We start from the raw sequence: 20,514 nt of genomic DNA, 5'->3' as shown, positions 1-20,514 counted from the left end.
ACGACGGCGGCCCGAATACGTACCTCGGTAAGGACGGGAGTTCCCTCGATGAACTTCGTCGAAATTGTGTGAGGCTGAGGGACCGCGCCTGTAGCATCGATGGCATTCATCCTTCATGTGAACACCTCTCCGGGGACTGGGACTGCTATGGTCAAACGAACCTTTCACCGTGTCCCAGCAATTGGCGTGCCACAAAGACGTGAGCGAGCCCTGCTCGAAGAGCGCCAAGAGACCTTTCCGCGCTGCGTCGGCGGAAACACGAACATCTCACATTGCCTATGGCGCTCTCATTATCGAGGAGCTCGGCAACGGAGCATCACCTAGTCGCCCGTTAACAAGCAGGATAGCTGGGCCGGACAGGCGAGCGTTCGCCATAGCGGTCCCGGAAACAGGCCCAAGAATTGTCTGAGCCTGGCGAGGATGTGGCGGAAATTGTGACCAACGGCCTAGAGGATGACGTTGGCGTCGCCGGCGCGGCCTTTGAGGTAGCAGCGGCTGAGGTGACCTTCGGCCCTCATGTGTCCTTGATGGGCTCGATGGCGGAGCGGCGGCGCAGCTCGCGCTTGATGACACCGAAGACGCCGCGCTTCTGGCCGAAGATGAAGACGCGACGGGGACTCTGCGCGTCGTGATCGCGGTGTCCTCCCTTGTCAGCATAAGCCCGCTCGATCGGACAGCCGGTGAGTGTCTCGATGCGATCGATGACGCCTCGCACGGTGTGACCCTCGTAGGTGTTGTCAGGCATTGCGCTAGCGTGCAGGACGAACAGGCCACCGGGGCCCGGCGATTGTTGGTGACGATTGAAACCTTCACGCCGAACTCGTTAGTGCGCGGCGGCTTTGCCCTTGCCGATGCACTCCACCTCCGGGCCATGAAAGGAATAAAGCTTCCAGCCACGCTGGCGCTGCTGCTGCGAGCGGATCTGGCTGGCTCGGTAGCCTGGGTATCTAGGCTATTGCAACCACTGCGCCGGATTTGTCGCCTGCTCCTCGCGCTCGCGCCGCGTTTGCGCGGGGCAGTGTACAAACATCATGGCACGCTCAGTCTGTTGGCCGAGATCGATCTGCTGACAGGCAAGGCTCTCGTGAGAGACCACCATCGCAACCGAGAGTTCGTCGAATTCCTTATGTAGCTTGATGCCGCTTATCCGAGAGGACCGCAATCAAGCTATTCTCAACAACCACGCACATCTCGACAGAAACCACAGCGTGACTCAACGCTCGCCCCGTCGGAGCTTCGAACTCACCTTCACACCCAAGCTCGGTTCGTGCTCAACCTAATCGAGGGCTTCTCCAGCTTTGCCCACTCGCTGTTGCGCCACGTTCGAGCGGCCTCAAACGCGAGTTGAAGGAGCCGGCATCGACGTCAACCACCATCCGGTCATCCATGCCTGGTCCTACAAAAGTGCCGAATATGAATCGACCAAGGCCAGCTTGTGACCGAGCGTCGCGGGCCGAAGATGGTGTCAGCGACAATGGGGGCGAGCTGGCCAGAAACGCCATTCTAACATGGCCTGATCAGAACCGCCTCGTATGGCACTACATAGCGCCGGCAACGCCTGCGGAATGCCTTCGTCGAGAGTTTCATGTATAGACGGCCCCTCGGATGCAAGGGGTTTAGCAGCACTTTGAATAACGATTGGGAGTGTTCATGTATACGGCATGTTAGTGCGACCTATGTCATGGCCGCTGGCTCCGATGAAGGTCCGATCGAGGCCGCTTCAACGGGTCGCGCGTATTGCGCTCAAAGCTCTTCGCTTTCTCGATCCCCTGCACCGCCGGTTTCCCATCACGCTGTCATGTCCTCTTACCTTGGGGTGCCCAGGATAGGCAGTAGCTCAAGCCGCGACCTTAGGCCGATAAATTCCTCAATCGTCATCATTGCCCAGATGATCAGGCCATCTTGCCGGCAACGGCGATAGCGACGACCATGGGGGCGACGTCATTCAAGCAGAGCTTCTCGAGCCACCTCAGAGGCTGGAGCGGGCCATTGGTACCGAACGACATTGCGTGCCCGATGATAGTGCCTGAGATCGGAATTGCCTGCTTATGCGGCCGAGCCTGTCCTTCCCGCTGGTGAAATTCTGCTTGAGCGTCAGGCCTAGCCTTATTTGCGGCGGCTGTAGTGCAAATAACGAATACTCGGTTCGAAACAGGGCTTGGCTAAGCGCCCGAAGCGCCTTTAGGCGAGCGCATCGGCTGGTTCGCGGATGATGGCATAGATTCCACGTGACGCGATAAGGCGGCAGTCACGCACAAGCGCAGCATAAATTTCTTTGTCCAGCATCGCGCGTTGAGGAAGCGTCATGCGGAATAAGCACGCGATCCCAGCGGATAATAGGACATAGGAATTCACGTAGTTCGGCAGGGACGGTACTAACTTTCATCTCAAACAGTTTGCGTAGCCAACCTGAAGAATGCGAGTTTGATCCTTTAGTCGGTAGGTTTTACAGAGTTTGTTGCCCTCGTCCCCCCGCAGGCTCGTAGGCTCCTACGTGCGAGGAGATTGGCCAATTCGCCACTACTTGTTTTCGGTTTCAAGAAAGTCGTTTGCCGCGGCCACAAGTGATGCTGTCACTTCCTGCACTTCGCGCTCGGAAATTGTCAAAGGCAATAGTAGCATCGCATGATCGCCTGCTTCACTTCCGGCGCCACCATTACTGGCGTAGATGACCAGCCCACGTTTGAGTGCGGCGCGCTGAAATCGATCGCTGGAGCGACCGGGCGAAAGGGCTTGCGGATTCTTGAATGCGGAAGTATTGATGTCGAAACCAACCATCAATCCCATGCCGCGGACTCTGTTAATCAGCTCGCCCGGCAACTCCTTGCGGAGTGAGGCTCGCAGTAGTTCGCCCATGCGCGTCGCGTTTGCAGCGACGCTTCCATCCACCAACCGGTCCAAGACTGCCAATCCCACAGCGGCGCCAGCCGGACTGCAAGCAAACGTCTGACCGTTCTGAAAATACTTGTCGCGTGCCAACGGCCCGTGAGCCACCCGCTCGCTCACTAGAAGCGCCGACAAGGGGTAATAACCAGCGCTGATCGCCTTTCCGCAGACAACGATGTCAGGCTTAACGTTCCAATGCATGCATGCGAATGGCCGTCCGGTACGGGCGAAACAAGTCATGACTTCGTCGGCAATGAGCAGTATGTCGTAGCGCCGGCAGATCTCCCAAACCCGCGGCAGATACCGTGGGTCTGGAGGGGCGGCACTCAGCGCGGCACCGACAATCGGCTCAACGATCACCGCTGCGACATTCTCCGGACCTTCCTCAAGGATCGCATCCTCGATCGATTGCGCACACTCTAGCGCGCAAGTCTGCGCCCGAAGTCCGAACTCGCAGCCGGCGCAATGCGCGTGGGACGCCTTGGCGCACGGCGCAAGAACGCCTTCATAAGGCTTCCGACGTGCGACGAACCCTCCCGCGCCGAGCCCAGCGATTGTATTTCCATGATAGGAGCCGGCGCGTCCCAGGATCTTGCGCCGTTGCGGCCGCTCGGCGGCGAAATGATGTTGAAGCGCCAATTTGATCGCCGCCTCGACTGCGTCGGAGCCGCTGCTGAAAGTAATCGCCCGCGACATGCTCGGCGGACCGAATTCCAGCAGTTGACGAGCGTAACGCTCGACAATTTCGGAGCTAAAATGACGTGAAGGGAAAAGGGTCAACTTGCGACTCTGGGCGTGAAGCGCTTCGATGATCTTTTCGTCGCCATGACCGAAGATGAGAGATCCCGATCCGCAGGACGCATCTAGATAGCGCGCCCCATCGGCGCCCACGAGGTAAGGACCTTCGCCGCCCACTATTCGCGCGCCAAGTTCACCTGGGGTCGAATAGGCGGTTCGTGAAGGGAGAACACGGATCTCTGCCAAGCACCCTCCAGCGCCAGTCGAAGCTGATGGCCTAGTTTGCACCTCGGGGACGAAGTTTATCCGAGAAGTTCTGTCCCGGGTAGACAAACCCGCGGGCTTCGCCGCCTCGATACCCTACTAACAATTAGAGGTGTGGAGAACGCACTGCACTGGTATCGACGAGTCTTCGATGCAGTGCCGGAGTGCTACCTAAAAATACTCAATGGTTCGATTGCTCACGGTGAATCCCGGCTCGGCGATTTGATGGTAACGGTCTGCGACGAAGATCAGATGGGATGCAAGCTTGGCCGGAAGCGCAAGCTCGTCGACGAGGTTTCCCGTGAGTGGAAGTGTGATCCGCCGGACCTGCGCGGCTTTCGAGTTCGATAGATCGACTTGCTATTACAAGTCGCGTCGCTCCGGTCAGGCTACGCTGGAACATACGCTGGAACAACGGATCAGGGAGATCTGGCATGTCCGTGTCCGCTACGGCGGTCGTCGTGTTTACGTCCTGCTTGGCCTGTTGGCACCATGGCCAGAACAGGACGCTCCGCACCTACCGCGAACTGGCCCTCAAGATTGCGCAACAAGACGCCGAAGCGCGGGTCAAGCCCAAGTTTACGGAATGATCGCAGATCCACGACGACGTCGAACGAGACTTGGGCGATGGATTTTATTCACGACCAGTTGACGAGATCGTAATTCGAATGGCCGCAGCGCGCCGGGATCACACCGTGTGGGAAATAGTTCGCGTGCCGGCGCGTGGCTCGCCTCCTATTGGGTGCAAGTTCCTGATATTCCCGTCCGGCTGCTTTAACTCAAAAACTGGGCATGATGGACGGAGTCGTCAAGATGGGTCGGACAGGGCATTGTGGGTCGCGGTTCATCGTGCCAACGAAAGGAAGCGCGAAGATGCGCTTTTTCGCGATCCGTTGGCCGACCAATTGTTCAGTGAACGCGGAAAATACATCGAACCGAAGGTCAGCGGCTCGTGTTATTCATCATCAAGGTCATGCTCAAGACTTGCATCATCGACAGCTTCTTTCGCGAATTGGGGGATCTGGGAGTGGACACGGTTCTCAATCTAGCATTACAGTTGCTTTTTTGATTTGAAGTGGGCGCGTTGAGCGGCAGCCTGGTGAGCTCTGCGCCAGAAAGACCATGCGATGATGTGTGCGGGTTGGATCCGCTTTCGAGCAAGTCTGATAGCAATGCGGCGGATTTCCTGGATTGACCAACGGATCAGTGGTGGGGTAGTTGTGCTTTGGCTTTTGCCGGGGGGCGCCGTTTCGTTTTTTTGGGCGGTGGCGGATTAGCGCGATGTCGGATCGCGGCCATCATGGCGAAGGCGAGCATCACCAAGGACACATGACGGTGCCAGCCATGCCAGGATCTGCTCTCGTTGTGATCTAGCCCGAACTCGTTTTTCGCGGTTTCAAAGCTGTCCTCGATCGCCCATCGATGGCCTTCGACCGCGACCAGCGTTTCAATGGCTGTTCCCGTTGGGCACCAGGTGGAGAAGAAGGCGAGGTCGTCATCGGCGATGCGACGACGGATCAGTAGACCGCGTGTCCACAAACCGTCATTTGCACTGTTGAACTGCTCGGCCTCGAGATCGGCCAATTCGAGATAGCACCAATCGTGCAGCCGCGGTCCTTTGGTTCCGGCTCCCGCCGACAGGCGCTTCCAGTCGGATGAGTGCCGCGTCCGGGCGAGGTCTGCAGCCGTACCGGCGACCGGCGGTCGCTTGCCCCAGGATCGAAACACATGAGCGCTGCTGACCCCAAGCACGTAGCCTTTGCCTGCCCGACGTAGTTGCTGTTCGATGTTGCCAACACCGTAGACGGCATCACCGGCAACCCACTTGAATGGTACAGACGCGGCTATTGCGCGTGCGATCATTCTCGTCGCAAGCTTTGGTTTGGTCGCAAAGCTGACGTCGGCAGGTACATAAGTGGCTTCCAGTCGATCTGGATCGTCGGTCCATTCCTTCGGAAGATACAACGCGCGATCGATGAACGCATGGCCATGACGCGAAACGTAGGTAGCGAAGACGCCGATCTGGCAGTTCGTGATCTTCCCTGCCGAACCAGTGTATTGCCGCGCCACTCCGCATGACGATTTGCCCTGTTTGAGAAAACCAGTCTCGTCGATCACCAGCACCGCATCGTCATCCGCCAAATGCTCGATGACATAGTCGCGCACGATATCGCGCAGGGCATCAGCGTCCCAGTCTCCACGACCCAGAATCGCCTGCTGCCGCCATGGGCCGGGATCGCCAGCCGCCTCTGCGCGCATCCAACCGGTCTTGCGCTGCTCATCTCCGAGCAGACCTTCCAGGAATAGGCCTGCATTCGTCGCAACACGCTCTTGCGTGAACAACGGACGTATCCGTTGCTTGATCTCACGAAGCGACGCCGCCCACAACGCAAGCGTCTCCTCAACCGACGCGGCCCGCGCCCACGACATTCGAATCATGGTTGCCCATGGATTCAGAAGCCCGCAACAAAAGCAACTGTAATGCTAGGGGGGATACCGTATTCGTCTCGATTTGTCTTCATCGGTAGTCGACTATCCATCCTCAGATCTTTCGATTAAGGGAAAGGAAAATTGGGCCGCGAAAAGCCGAAATGATATCTAGAGCGAGTGGAAAATCTTTCCAGCGTGGAGTTGAAACGAAAGTTTTGTTTGTTTCTGGGATTCCGGCCTCTCTCATGGTTGATGGTGACGGCCACATCGCCTTTAGCGGCCCTCCGAATAGGTTCGATAGCGTTTGCCGAAAGTGCTCCAATGCATCTGGCGCACCGGCGATGAAGCGAAAGCCGCCGGTACGAAGCAGATTGATCGAAAACGAACGCGTAGCGCGGGCGAACGAGCGGTGACCAAGCCGATCTTCGCCAAACGTGCGCCGGCGATGAAGGCCGAGGATTGGGCAAGGACAGTTTCCTCGGTCGCGAAGAGGATCTCCGTGAGACCGGACGACACCAACTTGCGCGTGCTTCCTGCGGATCTGTTGCTTCACACAATGCACGATGCGGACCGGCTTGCCGGTTATGTGCGAGTTCGTTCGCGATCGACCAAAAATCAGAGGTGTGCACAGCTGGAGCGATGGACTACTGTTCGATCCGACGAACGACAACTCCCGCTTTCCGGCTGTCGAGCGCTTTGCGATGGCAGGGACTTGTCCGATGACATCTTGGTGCTGACCCAAGGGCAAACGGGAAGGGACTGATGCCGATCGACTATCCTGCGGTACTCAATCTCAAGGTCAAAGCCGCTCCCTATTCGTGGAGCGATCGTGAGGTGATGCTTTATGCGCTCGGCATCGGCATGGGCTCCGATCCTCTAAACGACAAGGAGCTGCAGTTTGTCAACGAGGCATATGCAATGCCCAAGGCACTGAAGGTGGCTCCGACATTTGCTTCCGTCTGCGTCTGGGGGGCACGCCCGGGAGTCATCGACCTCAACCCTGTCATGGTCGTTGATGGAGAACGCGACATTACATTCCACAAGCCGATACCCGTCGCTGCCAGCGTTACGGCGGATGCACGCGTGTGCGGCGTGTACGACAAAGGTAAGGAGAAAGGCGCGATCATTCAGAACGAAATTGTGGTCCGAGATGGTGCTGGTGATAAGATCGTCACCATGGTTTCGTCCACCTTTGCCAGAGCCGACGGCGGCTTTGGCGGACCATCAGAGGGGATGCCCCAGCCACATCAAGTACCCCGCAGAGCGCCGGATAGGTCAATCGAATTTCCGATCCGGCCCGACCAAGCACTGCTCTATCGTCTATTGGGCGACCGAAACCCCTTGCACAGCGATCCGGACTTGGCGCGCCAGGCTGGTTTTCCCAAACCCATTCTCCACGGCATGTGCACGTATGGATTGACCTGCAGGGCCGTTTTGCAGACATACGCCGACTACGATCCCTCTGCCTTTCATCGTCATCGGGCCCGCTTTTCCGCCCCGGTGTTCCCGGGTGAGACCATTACGGTTAATCTCTGGAAAGACGCCGAGTCGATTTCTTTCGAAGCTCATGTTCGAGAGCGCCAGGTTATCGTCGCCAAGAATGGCCAGACGCTGCTGGGCTGAGGCTTTTGGGGGCGCATCACCCCCAAAAAAAGCGGCAAAACACCTTTTTGCTTTAGCCGCTATACGGAACGGTCAAAAAAATCATGAATCTTCATTAGTGCGAAGACCTGAGCACTCCACGATCTATTCTGAGAGCAACCACCGGGAGATTGCCTCCTCTCGCAGGGAAAGATCAGATCTGGCCACCTGCTTGACGGATGTTCTTCCGGCCTCTGTTGGATTGCCATCATGCCTGCTGGATCTTCTTCTTGGAATTGGCGCCAGCCCGCCGCAATCAGAATCTTGATCTCGGCGCGAATATGGTGGTGATCGTCATCGTGCTGCTACTGGCGGGGCCGCGCGGAAGCCTTGTTCTAAACCGAAGTTCATACGAAACTTCTATTCCAATAAATAGCTTCCGCTGAACGACCTAGGACCTCGGTGCCAAACGTTCGCTATGCGAGGCGACCGCTCGTGTCGAGTTTAAAACGTCAACGTCCGGAGCGCGGCACTAAAATGTCAGCATTCGTCGGCGCGACATGAAGCGCATGGATTTTCGCCTTTTCAACTGCGGCCCGCGCCGCGGCTTTTTGCGGCACGCCGATTGCTCAGGGCGATGGTGGACCTAATCGCGGTCTCGCGGTCCCGGCCCAGGAGTCCAAATGAAGCGTCTCGATTTTATCCAAAGGAATGCCGTAGACGGAGCGCCCTGCTGAGTCCAATTCCGCCAACCGAAGCTTGGCTGCGTTTCTATGGGCGAGAAACAGACAAAACAAGAGCGGGACGGACCTGTACCGTGATTCCAGGACGGCGAGAAAGAGCCACCCCCCGGGATATCAACATGTCGGTTTATGGTGTGGCATAGTCCGAATTGACCCGAAGAAACTGAAGACACGCCAAATGTCCAAAAAACAGATTGACCTCCTTGCCATCCTCGATCTCGAGCCGATCGAAATGAACCTGTTTCGCGGTAAGAGTCCGAACATCGGCTCGCAACGTGTGTTCGGCGGTCAGGTAATCGGGCAAGCGATGATCGCCGCCTGCCGCACGGTGGAAGGCCGGCTCTCGCATTCGCTGCATTGCTATTTCATGCGACCCGGCGAGCCGCAGGTGCCGATCCTGTATCAGGTCGAACGGCTATGCGACGGCAAGAGCTACTCAACCCGGCGCGTCACAGCGATCCAGCACGGCAACGCGATCTTCTCCATAATGGTGTCCTTCCAAGCCGAGGAGCAGGGCGCTTTCGACCACCAAAACGAGATACCCAACGTGCCGCCCCCAGAAAAGTTTACGCTGGAGGAAGTGTCCAAGCAACCGATGTTTCCCGAGTTGCCGGAAATGATTCGCCAATATTATGAACCTGATCGTCTAGTTGAAATGCGCCCAGTCGAAATCGACCGCTATATCGGCCAGAAAATCGACGATGGCCGGATTCACATTTGGATTAAGACCGCCGCGAAGCTGCCTGATGATTCGGCGCTGCATATGTGCGCGCTGGCCTATGCCTCGGATTCCTCTCTGCTCGATACAGTGATGGCGCGCTACGGCCGCACGCTGTTAGACGGTCGGATGACGTCGGTAAGTCTCGATCACGCAATGTGGTTTCACCGCCCGTTCCGCGCCGACGACTGGCTACTCTATGCCAAGGAATCGCCAAGCGCGCAAGGCGGAAGAGGCCTCGCGCGCGGCCTGATCTTCAAGCCTGACGGCACGCTAGTGGCGTCCGTAGCCCAGGAAGGCTCGGTGCGCGAACGGCGCTAAGCTAGGCACGTCGGCACAACCGCGTCCGGTGATTCGGTCGCTTCGAGAATGCCGCTCTCGGTGCCCCGCCATAACCGACGACAATCACTACGAATCCTACTTCTTTGCGGAGCACGGGCATCAAATGACGTATACACTCGGCCATGATTTGGACGTCGGTGCTCCTCAACTCTCGAAAGCCAGCAATATCAAACTCACGCTCGCGTGAAAAATTGACTTCCGTTCAATGAGTTCGGCCAAGGCCATTACCTTCCCGACTGCTGCCAAGCTGGTCATGTGCACATTGGGCGGAGAGAGCGACGCGCATCGCCTTCCTGCACTTGAGATATCAGCGGCCGAGATGTCCATCGGTCTACACGTGACCGAGCACCGGCTCGACGGCTTCGCGGCGCCTGAGCTCGCGTTTGGTTACACCGAAGATGCCGCGTTCTAAGCTTAGTGAGGACTCGGCGCGGATTTTTCGATTTGTGGCCGCGACGGTCCTCGTCGCATAGGTGCGCTCGGGCGCAAGCCATTGGAGCATCATGCCGCCGCGATCCCCACTGCCGCGGTCGGCGCTAGCCCCACGCGGCCGTCGACCGGTGGAAACCTCGTCGGCGCAGGTTGGGCAAAATGACAAAGCCGTGAGACCTAACGGGCACATCCCAGACGGTCGGATATGTTGCGCTTTTTGTTTGCCGATCGATTGCGTCTCTGTTGAACGTCAAAGCGACGGTCGTTCGGCGCGAATTGCAGACAAGTATGAAGCATTGGCGGCTGTAGAGTCGGCGCGATTGTTCCGGGCGACGCCAGTCCTCATGTCCGAAATCCGACATGCGCCGTAAAGCCAACCGGCCTTGCATGCAAAAGCGCAGCGTTTTCGGCTGCATGATGGCTGGCATGGGGCTTGCTGTGTTCGTCTCGAATAGACCCGAGCAGTGAGGCAAACGATGATCAACCTGACCGACCGCGCGGTGAAGTCGTTGAATAGCGCAATCTCCTCGGGAGCCGACGACCAGACTGCGGATCACTGTCGAAACGGGCGAGTGCGCCGCATTCAAATTTGTGCCAGCCTCACCGAACGTGCGAAGCGTGACCAGACCGAGATCGAACGAGGCAGCGTCAGTTATTCGTCGACAACAAGAGCCACAAGGATCTTGTCGGCACTGCGATCGACCTCGGAGGGTGCTCGAAGACTCCGGATTCACCCTGGACAACCCGAGCGCAATCTCAAGCAGCTAGAGCTGAGCGCGCATTTCGAACATTTGAGATATCGAAAGGTGCACGTCCGGGCCGAAGCGCAAGGATTGCTGTCCGCCAAGTGCTCCGATCGCGAGCGGATCGCCTGCACAGTGCTCGAGGAGATCCGCCGCGACAGATGGTCCCTTGCCACGTCGCGACGAGTGCGCAGGAAGCCGTTGCGCGGGCGCCGGCGCGGCGTGCGTCTAACGGGCCTTCGTTGACGGCCCGGCCGCCGTCATCTCGGCCCTGTCGGGTTTTCAGAGAAACCACGAAAGAGAGTGTTGCCGCGATCGAGATCGGTCCCCTGATTGTGCTCGTACGCCGTCCGGTCGGCGTGCACGTGCTCCTGGAGCCCATCGTGACGATCAATCAGACGTCTGAGTTTCGATGACGCAAAGGAGACAGCCATCATGAACTTTCAGTTCCTGAAATATGAGACCGACGAGCGGGTCGCGACCATCACCTTCAACAATCCGGGACGCTACAACGCGATCAACTCGACAATGAAGAAGGAGTTCAGAACCGCAATAGCCAGGGCGGGTGACGACCAGGGTATCCGAGTCATCGTCGTAACCGGGGCTGGCGGAAAGGCGTTCTCCACGGGCTATGACCTTGGAGCCGCTGACATCCCCCAACAGTCGATTGTGGATTGGCGCAATCGGTTCGCCGATCATTTCGACTTCGCCTACACGGTCTGGGCCTGCTCCAAGCCTGTCATCGCGCAGATCGAAGGCTATTGCCTCGCCGGAGCGCTCGAGTTCGCCCAAATGTGCGATATCCGGTACTGCTCTGAGGATTCCAAGTTCGGCGTAGTCGAGAGCAGATTCTCGGGCGGCGTGCCGACGCTCGCTATGCCCTGGATCATCGGCGCGCGCTGCCGCGAACTAATCTATACCGGCGACACGATCGGGGCCAATGAGGCGAAGGAAATGGGACTCGTCAACCGGGTATTTCCAAAGGATCGGCTTCAAGCCGAGACCATGAAGGTAGCCAAACGCATGTCGCTAATCGCCATGGCATGCCTGGAGTGGAACAAGAGGGCGATCAATCAAACCTACAACATTATGGGTTTCCGCGCGGCGACAACCTACGGCATCGAGGCCTGTGCGCTGCTCCAAGCGATCAATCCCCCAGAATACAGGGAGTTCGAGCGGATTCGCCAGGAAAAAGGCGTGAAGGAAGCACTGCACTGGAGGGATGACCAGTTCAAGAACTATGAATAGCTCGTTACGATAATGATGCATCAGCCCAGAAATCCACCTGGATGAATGCTATGTCTACGCGCAGTGACGCTGAACTGCTGCAGGGCTCAATCAGGAGAGTCTTTCGACTGCGGCCAAGATCCAAGGCATCAAGCTGGACGACGTCAACTGGCCTCACGGTCGATACACGTCATGGTCGATACAACGGTGTAGCCCAAGAGCGTCGTGTTTCCGGCCGATGCCAGGGCCCGACATGGGGGCGTCGATCGTAGAGATGCGAAGAGTATTAAAGACAAGTACAGAGCTCTATTCCGACGGCACGGCCGGTTCCTCCTTGCCTCTGTGCTTGGGAATTGACGATGTCATGGAGCGCATTGAGACGCAGCGTTGGATACAGGGACTCTGCACCCGATGCCAATCTTCCCAGATCGTGTCCGTGAGCGTGATGTAAGCGGCGGTGGTACACCGCGTTCGCCGGCAAGAGCCGGATTGGTCAGCTGGCGATAGCCGGGAAGCTGACGGCGGGATATCGCTCAAAGGCGCGATAGTTTCCAGTGTCAAGTAGCGGGCGCGCGCTGGACGGCCCTTTCATCGTTCTGTTCAAGTAGGATCGCGCCGACGACGCGAACGATGGCGTCCTCATTGGCAAGATGCCGACCACCTCGGTGCGGCGCTTGATCTCGCCGTTGAGGCGCTCGATCGAATTGATCGAATGCAGCTTGGTCCGATGTTGGGGCGGGAAGACGATCCATGTGTCAATGGCTGACATCGCTCGGCGGCCCAATCCACTCCTGCGGGCGTGGATTGAGTATTACGGACGATTCGCGAGGGCGGCTCTGGGGCCAATCCTTCGATACGTCAATCAGACAATCGAGGCTGGATGATGCGGAAGTTCAAACGCTTTACGGGTCGCAAGCCAAGGCCGGCCGCATTCTCGAACGACTATCTCGAGAACGTCCCGGGTTGTTCGCGCGCTGGAAGATCGGCATACGCGGCTCGTTCGCCTGATGGGAGCCCAGTGAGGCGCGAGTCTCACGTTGGGATCTATGAGAGGCCGGCGGTGAGATTCCACCGGCCTACTCGCCAAAGCCGTCCGCCCGGAGCTGTGAGGGCAAAGCCAAGAGCCGAGCTACTCGACCACGATCATCCTCCCGATCTGCCATCCAATCGCAAACATCTGTGTATCGGTCCTTGGTAGGGAGCACCTATATCGGTCTTTGGTAGGGAGCACCGCGCTTGCGGTGTTGACTAGCCTGCGTCGAGTGGAGCAGGCGCAAAATTTCGGCTACATCAGGCCAAGCTGACCCTACCGGATCATTCCAAAGGGCGGCTGCAACGCGCAGAACGCGCAGAAGTAAATCCCACTTGCTGGGGCTGAAGTATTGGATAACAGCACCAGTTCCGCGCAAATCGAATTCTGCGACTTTACAAAAGCTGTATGGGCGGTCGCTGCGATCAAAGAGGTGTCATTGACGCTTCATCGTGGCGAGCTCCTGACAATTCTCGGTCCAAGTGGTTCGGGCGAGACCACAGCACTAATGCGGCTCGCCGGGTTCGTGACACCCAGTAAGAGAGACATTCTTATTTCTGGTAAGTCGGTGGCCGCAGTGCCTTCTTGCCGGCCAGGGCATCGTCTTACAGAACGATGCGCGTTTTCCGCATCTCACGGTGCGCGGAAACCAGGAATTTCCGCTCGAAACACGTGGCATGAAAGCCGCCAAGTGGGCCATGCGATTCAACCGTGTGCTCGAGCGCGTGCACCTCAAGGACTTCCGCGACCGCCTGCCATCGCAACTGGGCGGGGCAGCAGCAGCGCGTGGGCGCTTGCCCGCGCGCTGATCACCGAGTCGTCGATTCTCCTGTTCGATACGCCGCTCGACGCCCTCGATCGTAATCCTCGCGAGCAGATGCAGGACGAGATCAAGACCCGGTACAGGGAGTTCGCCAAAACCACCGTTTTCGTCATGTCCAATCGGGAGGAGGCTCTCACACCATCGAATCGCATCATTTTCATGCGTGCTGAACGGACCGAGCAGACCGACCTAGTGTGCGAGCGTGTCGCCCAGAATTAGCAGACATTCACTGCACGCTGGAACAGCCAAGATAGTTTGTCGGGTTCGCGACATCGGCGTCATCAACTGGACGCGGATGATTTGACAAGATGAAACTTAAGATGAAGCGGTCGCTTTTCTGCCGAACTCGAACATTTGCTTGAGGATGATGTGCTCTATGGCGATCGTCACCGTCGAGGCGCCCGGGCATTGGGTGTCTCATCGGGCGTCATGCGGTTTCTTCTCGCGATAATTGTCGGGTGGAACGATGGCTAAGTTTGCTGAGACCCAGTTGGATCGCGCCGGGACCTGACGTTTATGCGTAGATCACGGGTGTTGCGCTCGTACGGAGAGCGCCCCGCGGTCTGATCGCGGCTCGACCTGCACTGTCCGATCCGCAACTATACAGCTTGACATTTTTGAACGCGGCTGCGCTGCCCGTGCAACGATTAGCCTTTGGTAAATGAACGGCCTCAGCCCCGTTTTTCGTGGCTGGCACGATGCTTGCCAGGAGCCATCCATAAACGACGCCTGAAACTCGGCGCTGTTGTCTACTTCTGTCGAAGGAACCGCAAGTTTGGAGAATGCCAACATGAGTGAAATGGCCTTGATCGATAATGTCATTCCGCGTGCGGACGTCGTCAAACGCACGGCGCGCATCGGCGCTGAAATCAAGAATATAAAGCTATCGGGCGATTTGCCGGACCAAACAATCGTTGCGATAAACAAATTGCTGCTCGAGCACAAGGTCATCTTCTTCCGTAACCAGGGTCATCTTGACGACGCCGAGCAGGAGCGCTTTGCAAGTCGTTTGGGAAAGCTTGTACCGCACCCGGTACGCGGTGCGTCGATCCAAGAGTTTGACTATACCCGGGGCGGGGACCGGGCCGACAATTGGCACGCCGACTGGACCTACCTCGATGCCTATCCCAAAATTTGTGTGCTAAGAGGCGTTGTGATCCCACCATTCGGCGGCGACACGGTCTGGTCAAACGCCGCGGCCGCTTATCTCGACCTGCCACCGCAACTGCAACGGCTTGCTGACGAGCTCTGGGCCGTTCACAACCACGCCTACGACCACGAAGGCTCAAGAATGATCTTTGGGGCGGAGCACCCCGTCGTGCGTGTCCACCCCGAGACCGGCGAGCGCGCGCTGTTACTCAGCAATATTGTGCAACGTTTTGTTGATATAAACAAAAATGACAGCCAAAAATTGTACGATCTGTTCCAGTCTCATATTGCCGCGCCCGAAAACGTCGTGCGCTGGAACTGGAAGAAGGGCGATGTCGCGATCTGGGATAACCGTGCCACGCAACATTATGCGGTCTACGATTACGGCAATCAACATCGCGTCGTTCGTCGTGCCACGATCGATGGGGAAGTGCCCGTCAGCATCGACGGTCGGTCCAGCGTAACGCGCGTCAAGGCCAGGCAGCCTCTCGCGAACGTCTCTTAGAGCACGCCGCTGCCACACGCTGATAAAGATCATTGGAAAGGAAGAGGGCGGCTGATCTTACGCTGCCCTCGGACCTGTTTCTTGTATCGCAGGGCTGAAACTTGAATGCCGAGCCTCAATACGCGTATGAAGCTGTTCTACAACGCAATCTCGTTGACGTCGATCATCCCAAAGGTGCGCACTTCACGAAGCCATCGCCTCAACCACTTGCGTTTTTTAAAGCCTGCCCTCGTGCCGTGCTATGAGCTCAACTATAAGGGCCACGTCGAGATCACGGTCGATGACTGCATCGCGGCACGTGTCGCGGCGAGTCTACCTGGTCGCCCGTGAAGAGATTAAATTTCTCTGACGAAGGGGTATTAGATTGCAAGCTTTCGCGGTGCAGAGCCTAGGAAGCTTGTGATCTCATTTTTAAGAGTTCTCGAGTCGCCCGGCGTGATTCCGTTGTTGCATCTGAGGAGATGATGCGACCGCAGAGTCCAAATGCGACAGGGAAGTGACCTGTTTCGCGCTGGCTAACCTGAAGCACGAGCTGATGCAGCTTGGCGGCAAGATCGACTGGGATCGGATCGATCGCGAGATCGCGCCGTCTACAGCGAGAAGGGGCGACCGGGGATCGGAAGCCAGTTCGTGACCTGGCTGTTGCTGCTCAAATACATTTACGGCCTGCCCGACGAGGAGGTCTGCGAGGGCTGGGTCTACGACCCGTATTTCCGTGGTGCCTCGTAGCTGATGCGTAAGGGTCAGCGCCATCCCGCCATCGGCCAGATCTGGCGCAATGCATGGGGCACGTGGTGCCCTTGTTCGCCTTCGCGCCGGGCATCGGCAAGATGATCTGCACGTCCAATGCCGGTGGAGGCGCTGCATCATTCGCTGCACATCATCAAGACCCGGGGCAGTTTCCTGATCGACGAGGCGGCGCTCAAGCTGTTGCATTTCGCCCTCGGGAGCGCCTGCGCTCATTGGCGGCGGCCGGTCGAATGGACTGCCGCGATGGGGCAGTTCGCCATCCACTTCGGCGCGCGGTTTCCCGGAACGGCGCGCTGATGACCACAACCGCCATCACGGCGCCGACGCTGATCGCTTGGACCGAACTTTCGCCGTCAAGCCCTGCGCCGACGACGCGCCGCTTGGGGACTTGACCGCTCGGTCCGGTCAAGCAGAATTGTCGGCCATGCCGTCGATACCTACCCACAATGTCTTAAACACCAAACCCACCTTCACAGAAATCGCGTACACAAACTTCGGTCTTCCCAGTGAGGGCCATCACTCGTGTCCCAGCATCAGCTCCGAGTGGCTGAATGCGCGAGGGCCGCGTCTTGTCGCGCAGCGCATGAAACGTTCCTGCCAGCGCCAGACGCAGTTAGATTTGATCCACTAGAGAGCGGTGCGATCTCGCCGTCGATCCCGTCCCAAATCGATCTTGCGGCGAGCAGAACCGGCTCATGCTTTAAATGCAGAACAGCACTCCGTACTTGGTGGGGCAGTAGTAAAGCGGCTTGCCCGGGCGATCCAACATCTTGCCCCTCACCTCGCCACGATTTCCGATTCCGCGCGCGCAAGATGCCCGTCCGCCCTTACGACTGGACCTCGAGGGCCAAGGGTCGTCGCTGCCGCCCCTCGAGAAACTTTACTTTAGCTAGCCAAGCTCGTTTGTCCGGTCTCTCCATCACAACAATGTCGCGGAGGATCGACTCGCACAGCCGCATGTCCATGTCTATTGCTTTAGCAGAAAGTCCACCCCGCCGACGAGGCGATATTCAACCGCACTCGCTGATGCCTAGTTTTCCCAATGAACAAGCTTAACGCAGGTGCGAGCGCGGGTGGGCTGCGAAACGCAACCCAAATTCCCGCTCGGCCGTCGGCAACCACGGCCACGCCTTAGTCGTTGCAGGTCCGCCCGGCAGCATCGGGAGCTAGGCTACTCAGTAAGAAAATGGCGCCTCTGCCAAAAAGAGAGCTTCTGCGATGTGGGCGTCGCGATGAGTGAGAACGCCGGTGAAGACGGCGCTGCTGATAGCACGGCTCTCGAGCATCAAAACGCCTCCGCCAGCTTTGACTTCAACCCTCCCTCGACAAGAACCGGGTTCTTGCTCTCGCGCAGCCCGACTTCATCAGTCACAACGAGATGATCCATTTCCTTGGGCCACAGTCACCTTGCCAGGCCACGCCACTTGGCGCCGAGGCGGTGAAGGCTGATCGCAGTGACTACTTTGCTACCCTGACGATATCGTCGGCACACTCGCCAAAGCCGAACCGGCGGGCCAGCTGCGCGAACGGATCAGTTTCGTGTGCCGCTTCTCGTCGTTGATCGTTGATGACGTCGGATATCCCACGTTATGGCGATCGCAATCTGCTCTTCTAACTGGCTATCATTATCGCGCCAATCCAGGCACAGGCGCCGCGGACGGCCAGCCAAAAAAGGAGATCAAGATTCACCTAACCGGCCGATCGCCGAAAACTTCGCCAGTTAGGGAATTTTACTTCGGCACATCTGAGGAAATTTGCAGCAGCATTGACAACTTATGCGCATTCCGCCGTCTCAGACCCTGAGGCTCACGTTGTAGTCAGTCAGGAAATCCTGGAGGGTCAGGATACGCTCCATACCGCTGTTAGTCGCGTTGAGCAATGCGCGGGAGCCGTCGACGGACAGCAATGGTGCAACTGCTGCATTGCAGTCATTCCGCAGTGCGACGAACCGGGTACGTAGCATTCTGTCGTAGGTCGGGTCCTGGATAGCCGGATACGCGCTCTTGACTCGCTGCACCACCGACTGCGGCAGCAGGTCCGCGGTGGCGGCCCGCAGCAGGCTTTTCTCGCGCCTGTCGAAAGTCTTGTGACCCCATGGGGTGCCGAAGACATACTCAACGAGGCGGTGGTCGCAGAAGGGGACCCGCACCTCGAGACCCAAAGCCATGCTCATCCGATCCTTGCGGTCGAGCAACGTCGGCAGATAACGCGTGAGAAAGAGATAGCAGACCTCGCGCATGCGACGCTCGTGCGGATCAGCCGAGGCCGGCCCGGTCAGGGCCGGTACTTCCGCAAGTGCTCTGCGGTATTGCTCATCGAGGTAGCCGGAAAGGTCAAGCTTCTCGACGAGGCCGGGGTCTAGGAACTGCTGGCCGGTATCGACGAGGTACGCCCAGGGAAACGTATCGGCCTGAACATACGCTTGATCGTGGAACCAAGGGTAGCCACCGAAAACCTCGTCGGCCGACTCCCCGGACAGGGCCACCGTCGAATGTTGCCGGATCGCCCGAAACAGCAGATAGAGCGAGCTATCGAGATTGCCCCAGGTCAACGGCAGGTCGCGGGCGTGGAGGGTGGCGGCCCGCACGTTCGGGTCCATGAGTTCGTCCGCGGACAACGTGATGTCCGTGTGGTCGGTACCAACGAACTTTGCGACCTCCTGCACGTAGGGCCCGTCGGGTGTGGCGCGCATCGGGCCGGGCGTAAAGTTGTCGGTGTAGCCGACGAAGTCGAGGGCGACCGACCGGATTCGTTCATCGCTGAAGCGCGCGGCCAGTGCGGTCAGGGCGGAGGAGTCAAGCCCGCCCGACAAGAGCGTGCACAGCGGCACATCGGCGATGAGCTGCCGCTGGATCGTGTCCTCGAGCAGCTCGCGGACGCGCCGAACGGTGGTAGGCACGTCGTCGGAGTGCTCTCTCTCCGTGAGCTGCCAATAGGTCATCTGCTGGATGCCGTCGCGGGTCACGCGGACGATGTGGCCGGGCCGCACCTCACGCATGCCGCGGAACACGGTGTTGTACGGGTCGGCGACGAAGCATAGGGTGCGACGAAGTCCGTCGGCGTCCATGGCCCGTTCCGCGAGACCATTCGCGAGGATCGCCTTTGGCTCGGAGCCGAACAACACTCCGTGCCCGGTGGGGTAATAGTAAAGCGGCTTGATGCCGAGCCGGTCGCGTACGAGAAGCAGTTCGCGCTTGGCGGTGTCCCAGAGTGCGTAGGCGAACATCCCGTTGAGTTCGGTCACGGCGATGCGGGGGTCGCGGCGGCCCCACTCGCGGTGGGCGTGCAATACAACCTCGGTGTCACTGCTCGTGTCGAACCGATGGCCCAGGGCAGCGAGCCGTTGACGCAGCTCGCGGTAGTTGTAAGTCTCGCCGCTGTAGACGAGCACCAACCCTGGTCGGCCGTCCTGCTGGAGCGTCATCGGCTGGCCACCGCCCCCGATGTCGATGATTGCTAAGCGGCGGTGTCCCAGCGCCGCGGGCCCGTCGATCCAAGTCCCCTCGTCGTCCGGACCGCGGTAGGCCATGGTGGCCGTCATGTGGGCAAGCTCTCGTCGCGCGCCGGGAGCTCCTAGGTCGCGATCGAAGTCGATCCATCCACAAATGCCGCACATATCTTGGTTCCCGCCTTAAGTACCTATCGCAACTTCAGGGCCCCCCGCGAAAACGTGATAATCCTTAATGGCCGCCTCCAAACTTGGTGATCAGGACGGTTCATTTCCACATACTGTCCTCCTAGCACACCACCACGCAACGCGCACCGACCTGTTCTGATGGTCGCGTCAATTGTTGTGAAGCTCGATTTCAAAAAGACGGTAGCACGCGACACCCAACTTTTGTGCTGGCGACTCGATCTGTGTCAAACAGGTGCTCCAGCCCACAGCCAGCATTCATGGGACGTCACGCTGCGTTCATGGCTGCAAGGTGGAAGCAAGCCAATGTGTTTGGCTTTCTCATGCATTTGGTGAATTCTAAATAGGTCCTGAGCGACTCTCTCGGCCACGCGAGCGAGTCCCATGACCGGTGCACCGCGGCGGTGCGATGAGGCACTACTTCTGTGTGGACTACATCAACACGATCGCAGACTGCGCGTGCATTTTTTAACGCCTGTCATTTTTTGCGATCATTTGCTGTTGCGGATTGTCATCGCC

The 20,514-nt window shown here is 58.3% G+C and carries 12 protein-coding genes and 4 pseudogenes; 11 read left to right on the top strand and 5 right to left on the bottom strand.

From position 1 onward, the window contains the following. Positions 1-320: 320 nt before the first annotated feature. Together SO140_RS24010 and SO140_RS24005 are read right to left on the bottom strand one after the other, a co-directional pair. Positions 321-934, bottom strand: a pseudogene (locus SO140_RS24010) (transposase family protein); the annotation flags it as partial. Between the two features lie 1,586 nt (positions 935-2,520). Next, a complete protein-coding gene (locus tag SO140_RS24005) occupies positions 2,521-3,870 on the bottom strand; it encodes an aminotransferase family protein (RefSeq protein ID WP_498543255.1) in 1,350 nt (449 codons plus the stop codon). Positions 3,871-4,158: 288 nt separating this feature from the next. Here SO140_RS24005 and SO140_RS24000 point away from each other — a divergent pair. Next, a pseudogene (locus SO140_RS24000) lies at positions 4,159-4,539 on the top strand (IS3 family transposase); the annotation flags it as partial. Between the two features lie 552 nt (positions 4,540-5,091). Here the strand turns inward: SO140_RS24000 and SO140_RS23995 are convergent. After that, positions 5,092-6,327, bottom strand: a complete 1,236-nt coding sequence (locus SO140_RS23995; protein WP_498543254.1) for an IS701 family transposase — start codon at positions 6,325-6,327, stop codon at positions 5,092-5,094. Positions 6,328-7,080: 753 nt separating this feature from the next. Here SO140_RS23995 and SO140_RS23990 point away from each other — a divergent pair. From SO140_RS23990 to SO140_RS23970, 5 genes are all read left to right on the top strand, one after another. After that, the gene (locus SO140_RS23990; protein ID WP_498543253.1) at positions 7,081-7,941 is read left to right on the top strand and encodes a MaoC/PaaZ C-terminal domain-containing protein; all 861 of its coding nucleotides are present in this window, start codon (positions 7,081-7,083) and stop codon (positions 7,939-7,941) included. Positions 7,942-8,820: 879 nt separating this feature from the next. Further along, on the top strand, positions 8,821-9,681 hold the full coding sequence (tesB, locus tag SO140_RS23985) for an acyl-CoA thioesterase II (protein WP_498543252.1): 861 nt from the start codon (positions 8,821-8,823) through the stop codon (positions 9,679-9,681). Positions 9,682-9,907: 226 nt separating this feature from the next. Next, on the top strand, positions 9,908-10,114 hold the full coding sequence (locus SO140_RS23980) for a hypothetical protein (protein ID WP_498543251.1): 207 nt from the start codon (positions 9,908-9,910) through the stop codon (positions 10,112-10,114). A gap of 496 nt (positions 10,115-10,610) precedes the next feature. Then, positions 10,611-11,123 (top strand): hypothetical protein, encoded by a 513-nt coding sequence (locus tag SO140_RS23975; protein WP_498543250.1) that lies wholly within the window; start codon positions 10,611-10,613, stop codon positions 11,121-11,123. A 189-nt stretch (positions 11,124-11,312) separates the two neighbouring features. After that, positions 11,313-12,125, top strand: a complete 813-nt coding sequence (locus tag SO140_RS23970) for an enoyl-CoA hydratase/isomerase family protein (RefSeq protein WP_498543249.1) — start codon at positions 11,313-11,315, stop codon at positions 12,123-12,125. Between the two features lie 472 nt (positions 12,126-12,597). Here the strand turns inward: SO140_RS23970 and SO140_RS23965 are convergent. Next, a pseudogene (locus SO140_RS23965) lies at positions 12,598-12,846 on the bottom strand (transposase); the annotation flags it as partial. Between SO140_RS23965 and SO140_RS23960 the strand changes: the two are divergent. The 5 genes and pseudogenes from SO140_RS23960 (at position 12,755) to SO140_RS23940 (ending at position 16,658) form a co-directional block, all read left to right on the top strand. Beyond that, a complete protein-coding gene (locus SO140_RS23960) occupies positions 12,755-12,988 on the top strand; it encodes a group II intron maturase-specific domain-containing protein (RefSeq protein ID WP_498543248.1) in 234 nt (77 codons plus the stop codon). The pseudogene SO140_RS23965 and the gene SO140_RS23960 overlap by 92 nt on opposite strands. Positions 12,989-13,486: 498 nt before the next feature. Next, complete coding sequence (locus SO140_RS23955) at positions 13,487-14,176, top strand: ATP-binding cassette domain-containing protein (protein WP_498543247.1); 690 nt, start codon at positions 13,487-13,489, stop codon at positions 14,174-14,176. A 571-nt stretch (positions 14,177-14,747) separates the two neighbouring features. Next, positions 14,748-15,611 carry a TauD/TfdA dioxygenase family protein gene (locus tag SO140_RS23950; protein WP_498543246.1) on the top strand — a complete coding sequence of 288 codons (864 nt, stop codon included), beginning with the start codon at positions 14,748-14,750 and terminating at the stop codon, positions 15,609-15,611. Positions 15,612-16,122: 511 nt separating this feature from the next. Continuing rightward, positions 16,123-16,328: pseudogene (locus tag SO140_RS23945) on the top strand (transposase); the annotation flags it as partial. A 129-nt stretch (positions 16,329-16,457) separates the two neighbouring features. Continuing rightward, positions 16,458-16,658 (top strand): hypothetical protein, encoded by a 201-nt coding sequence (locus tag SO140_RS23940; RefSeq protein WP_498543245.1) that lies wholly within the window; start codon positions 16,458-16,460, stop codon positions 16,656-16,658. A gap of 1,495 nt (positions 16,659-18,153) precedes the next feature. Here SO140_RS23940 and asnB read toward each other — a convergent pair. Then, a complete protein-coding gene (gene asnB, locus SO140_RS23935) occupies positions 18,154-19,977 on the bottom strand; it encodes an asparagine synthase (glutamine-hydrolyzing) (protein WP_498543244.1) in 1,824 nt (607 codons plus the stop codon). Positions 19,978-20,514 lie beyond the last annotated feature (537 nt).

It is taken from the genome of Bradyrhizobium sp. UFLA05-108, from assembly GCF_059803455.1.
This window is presented reverse-complemented; position numbering and strand designations above follow the sequence as displayed.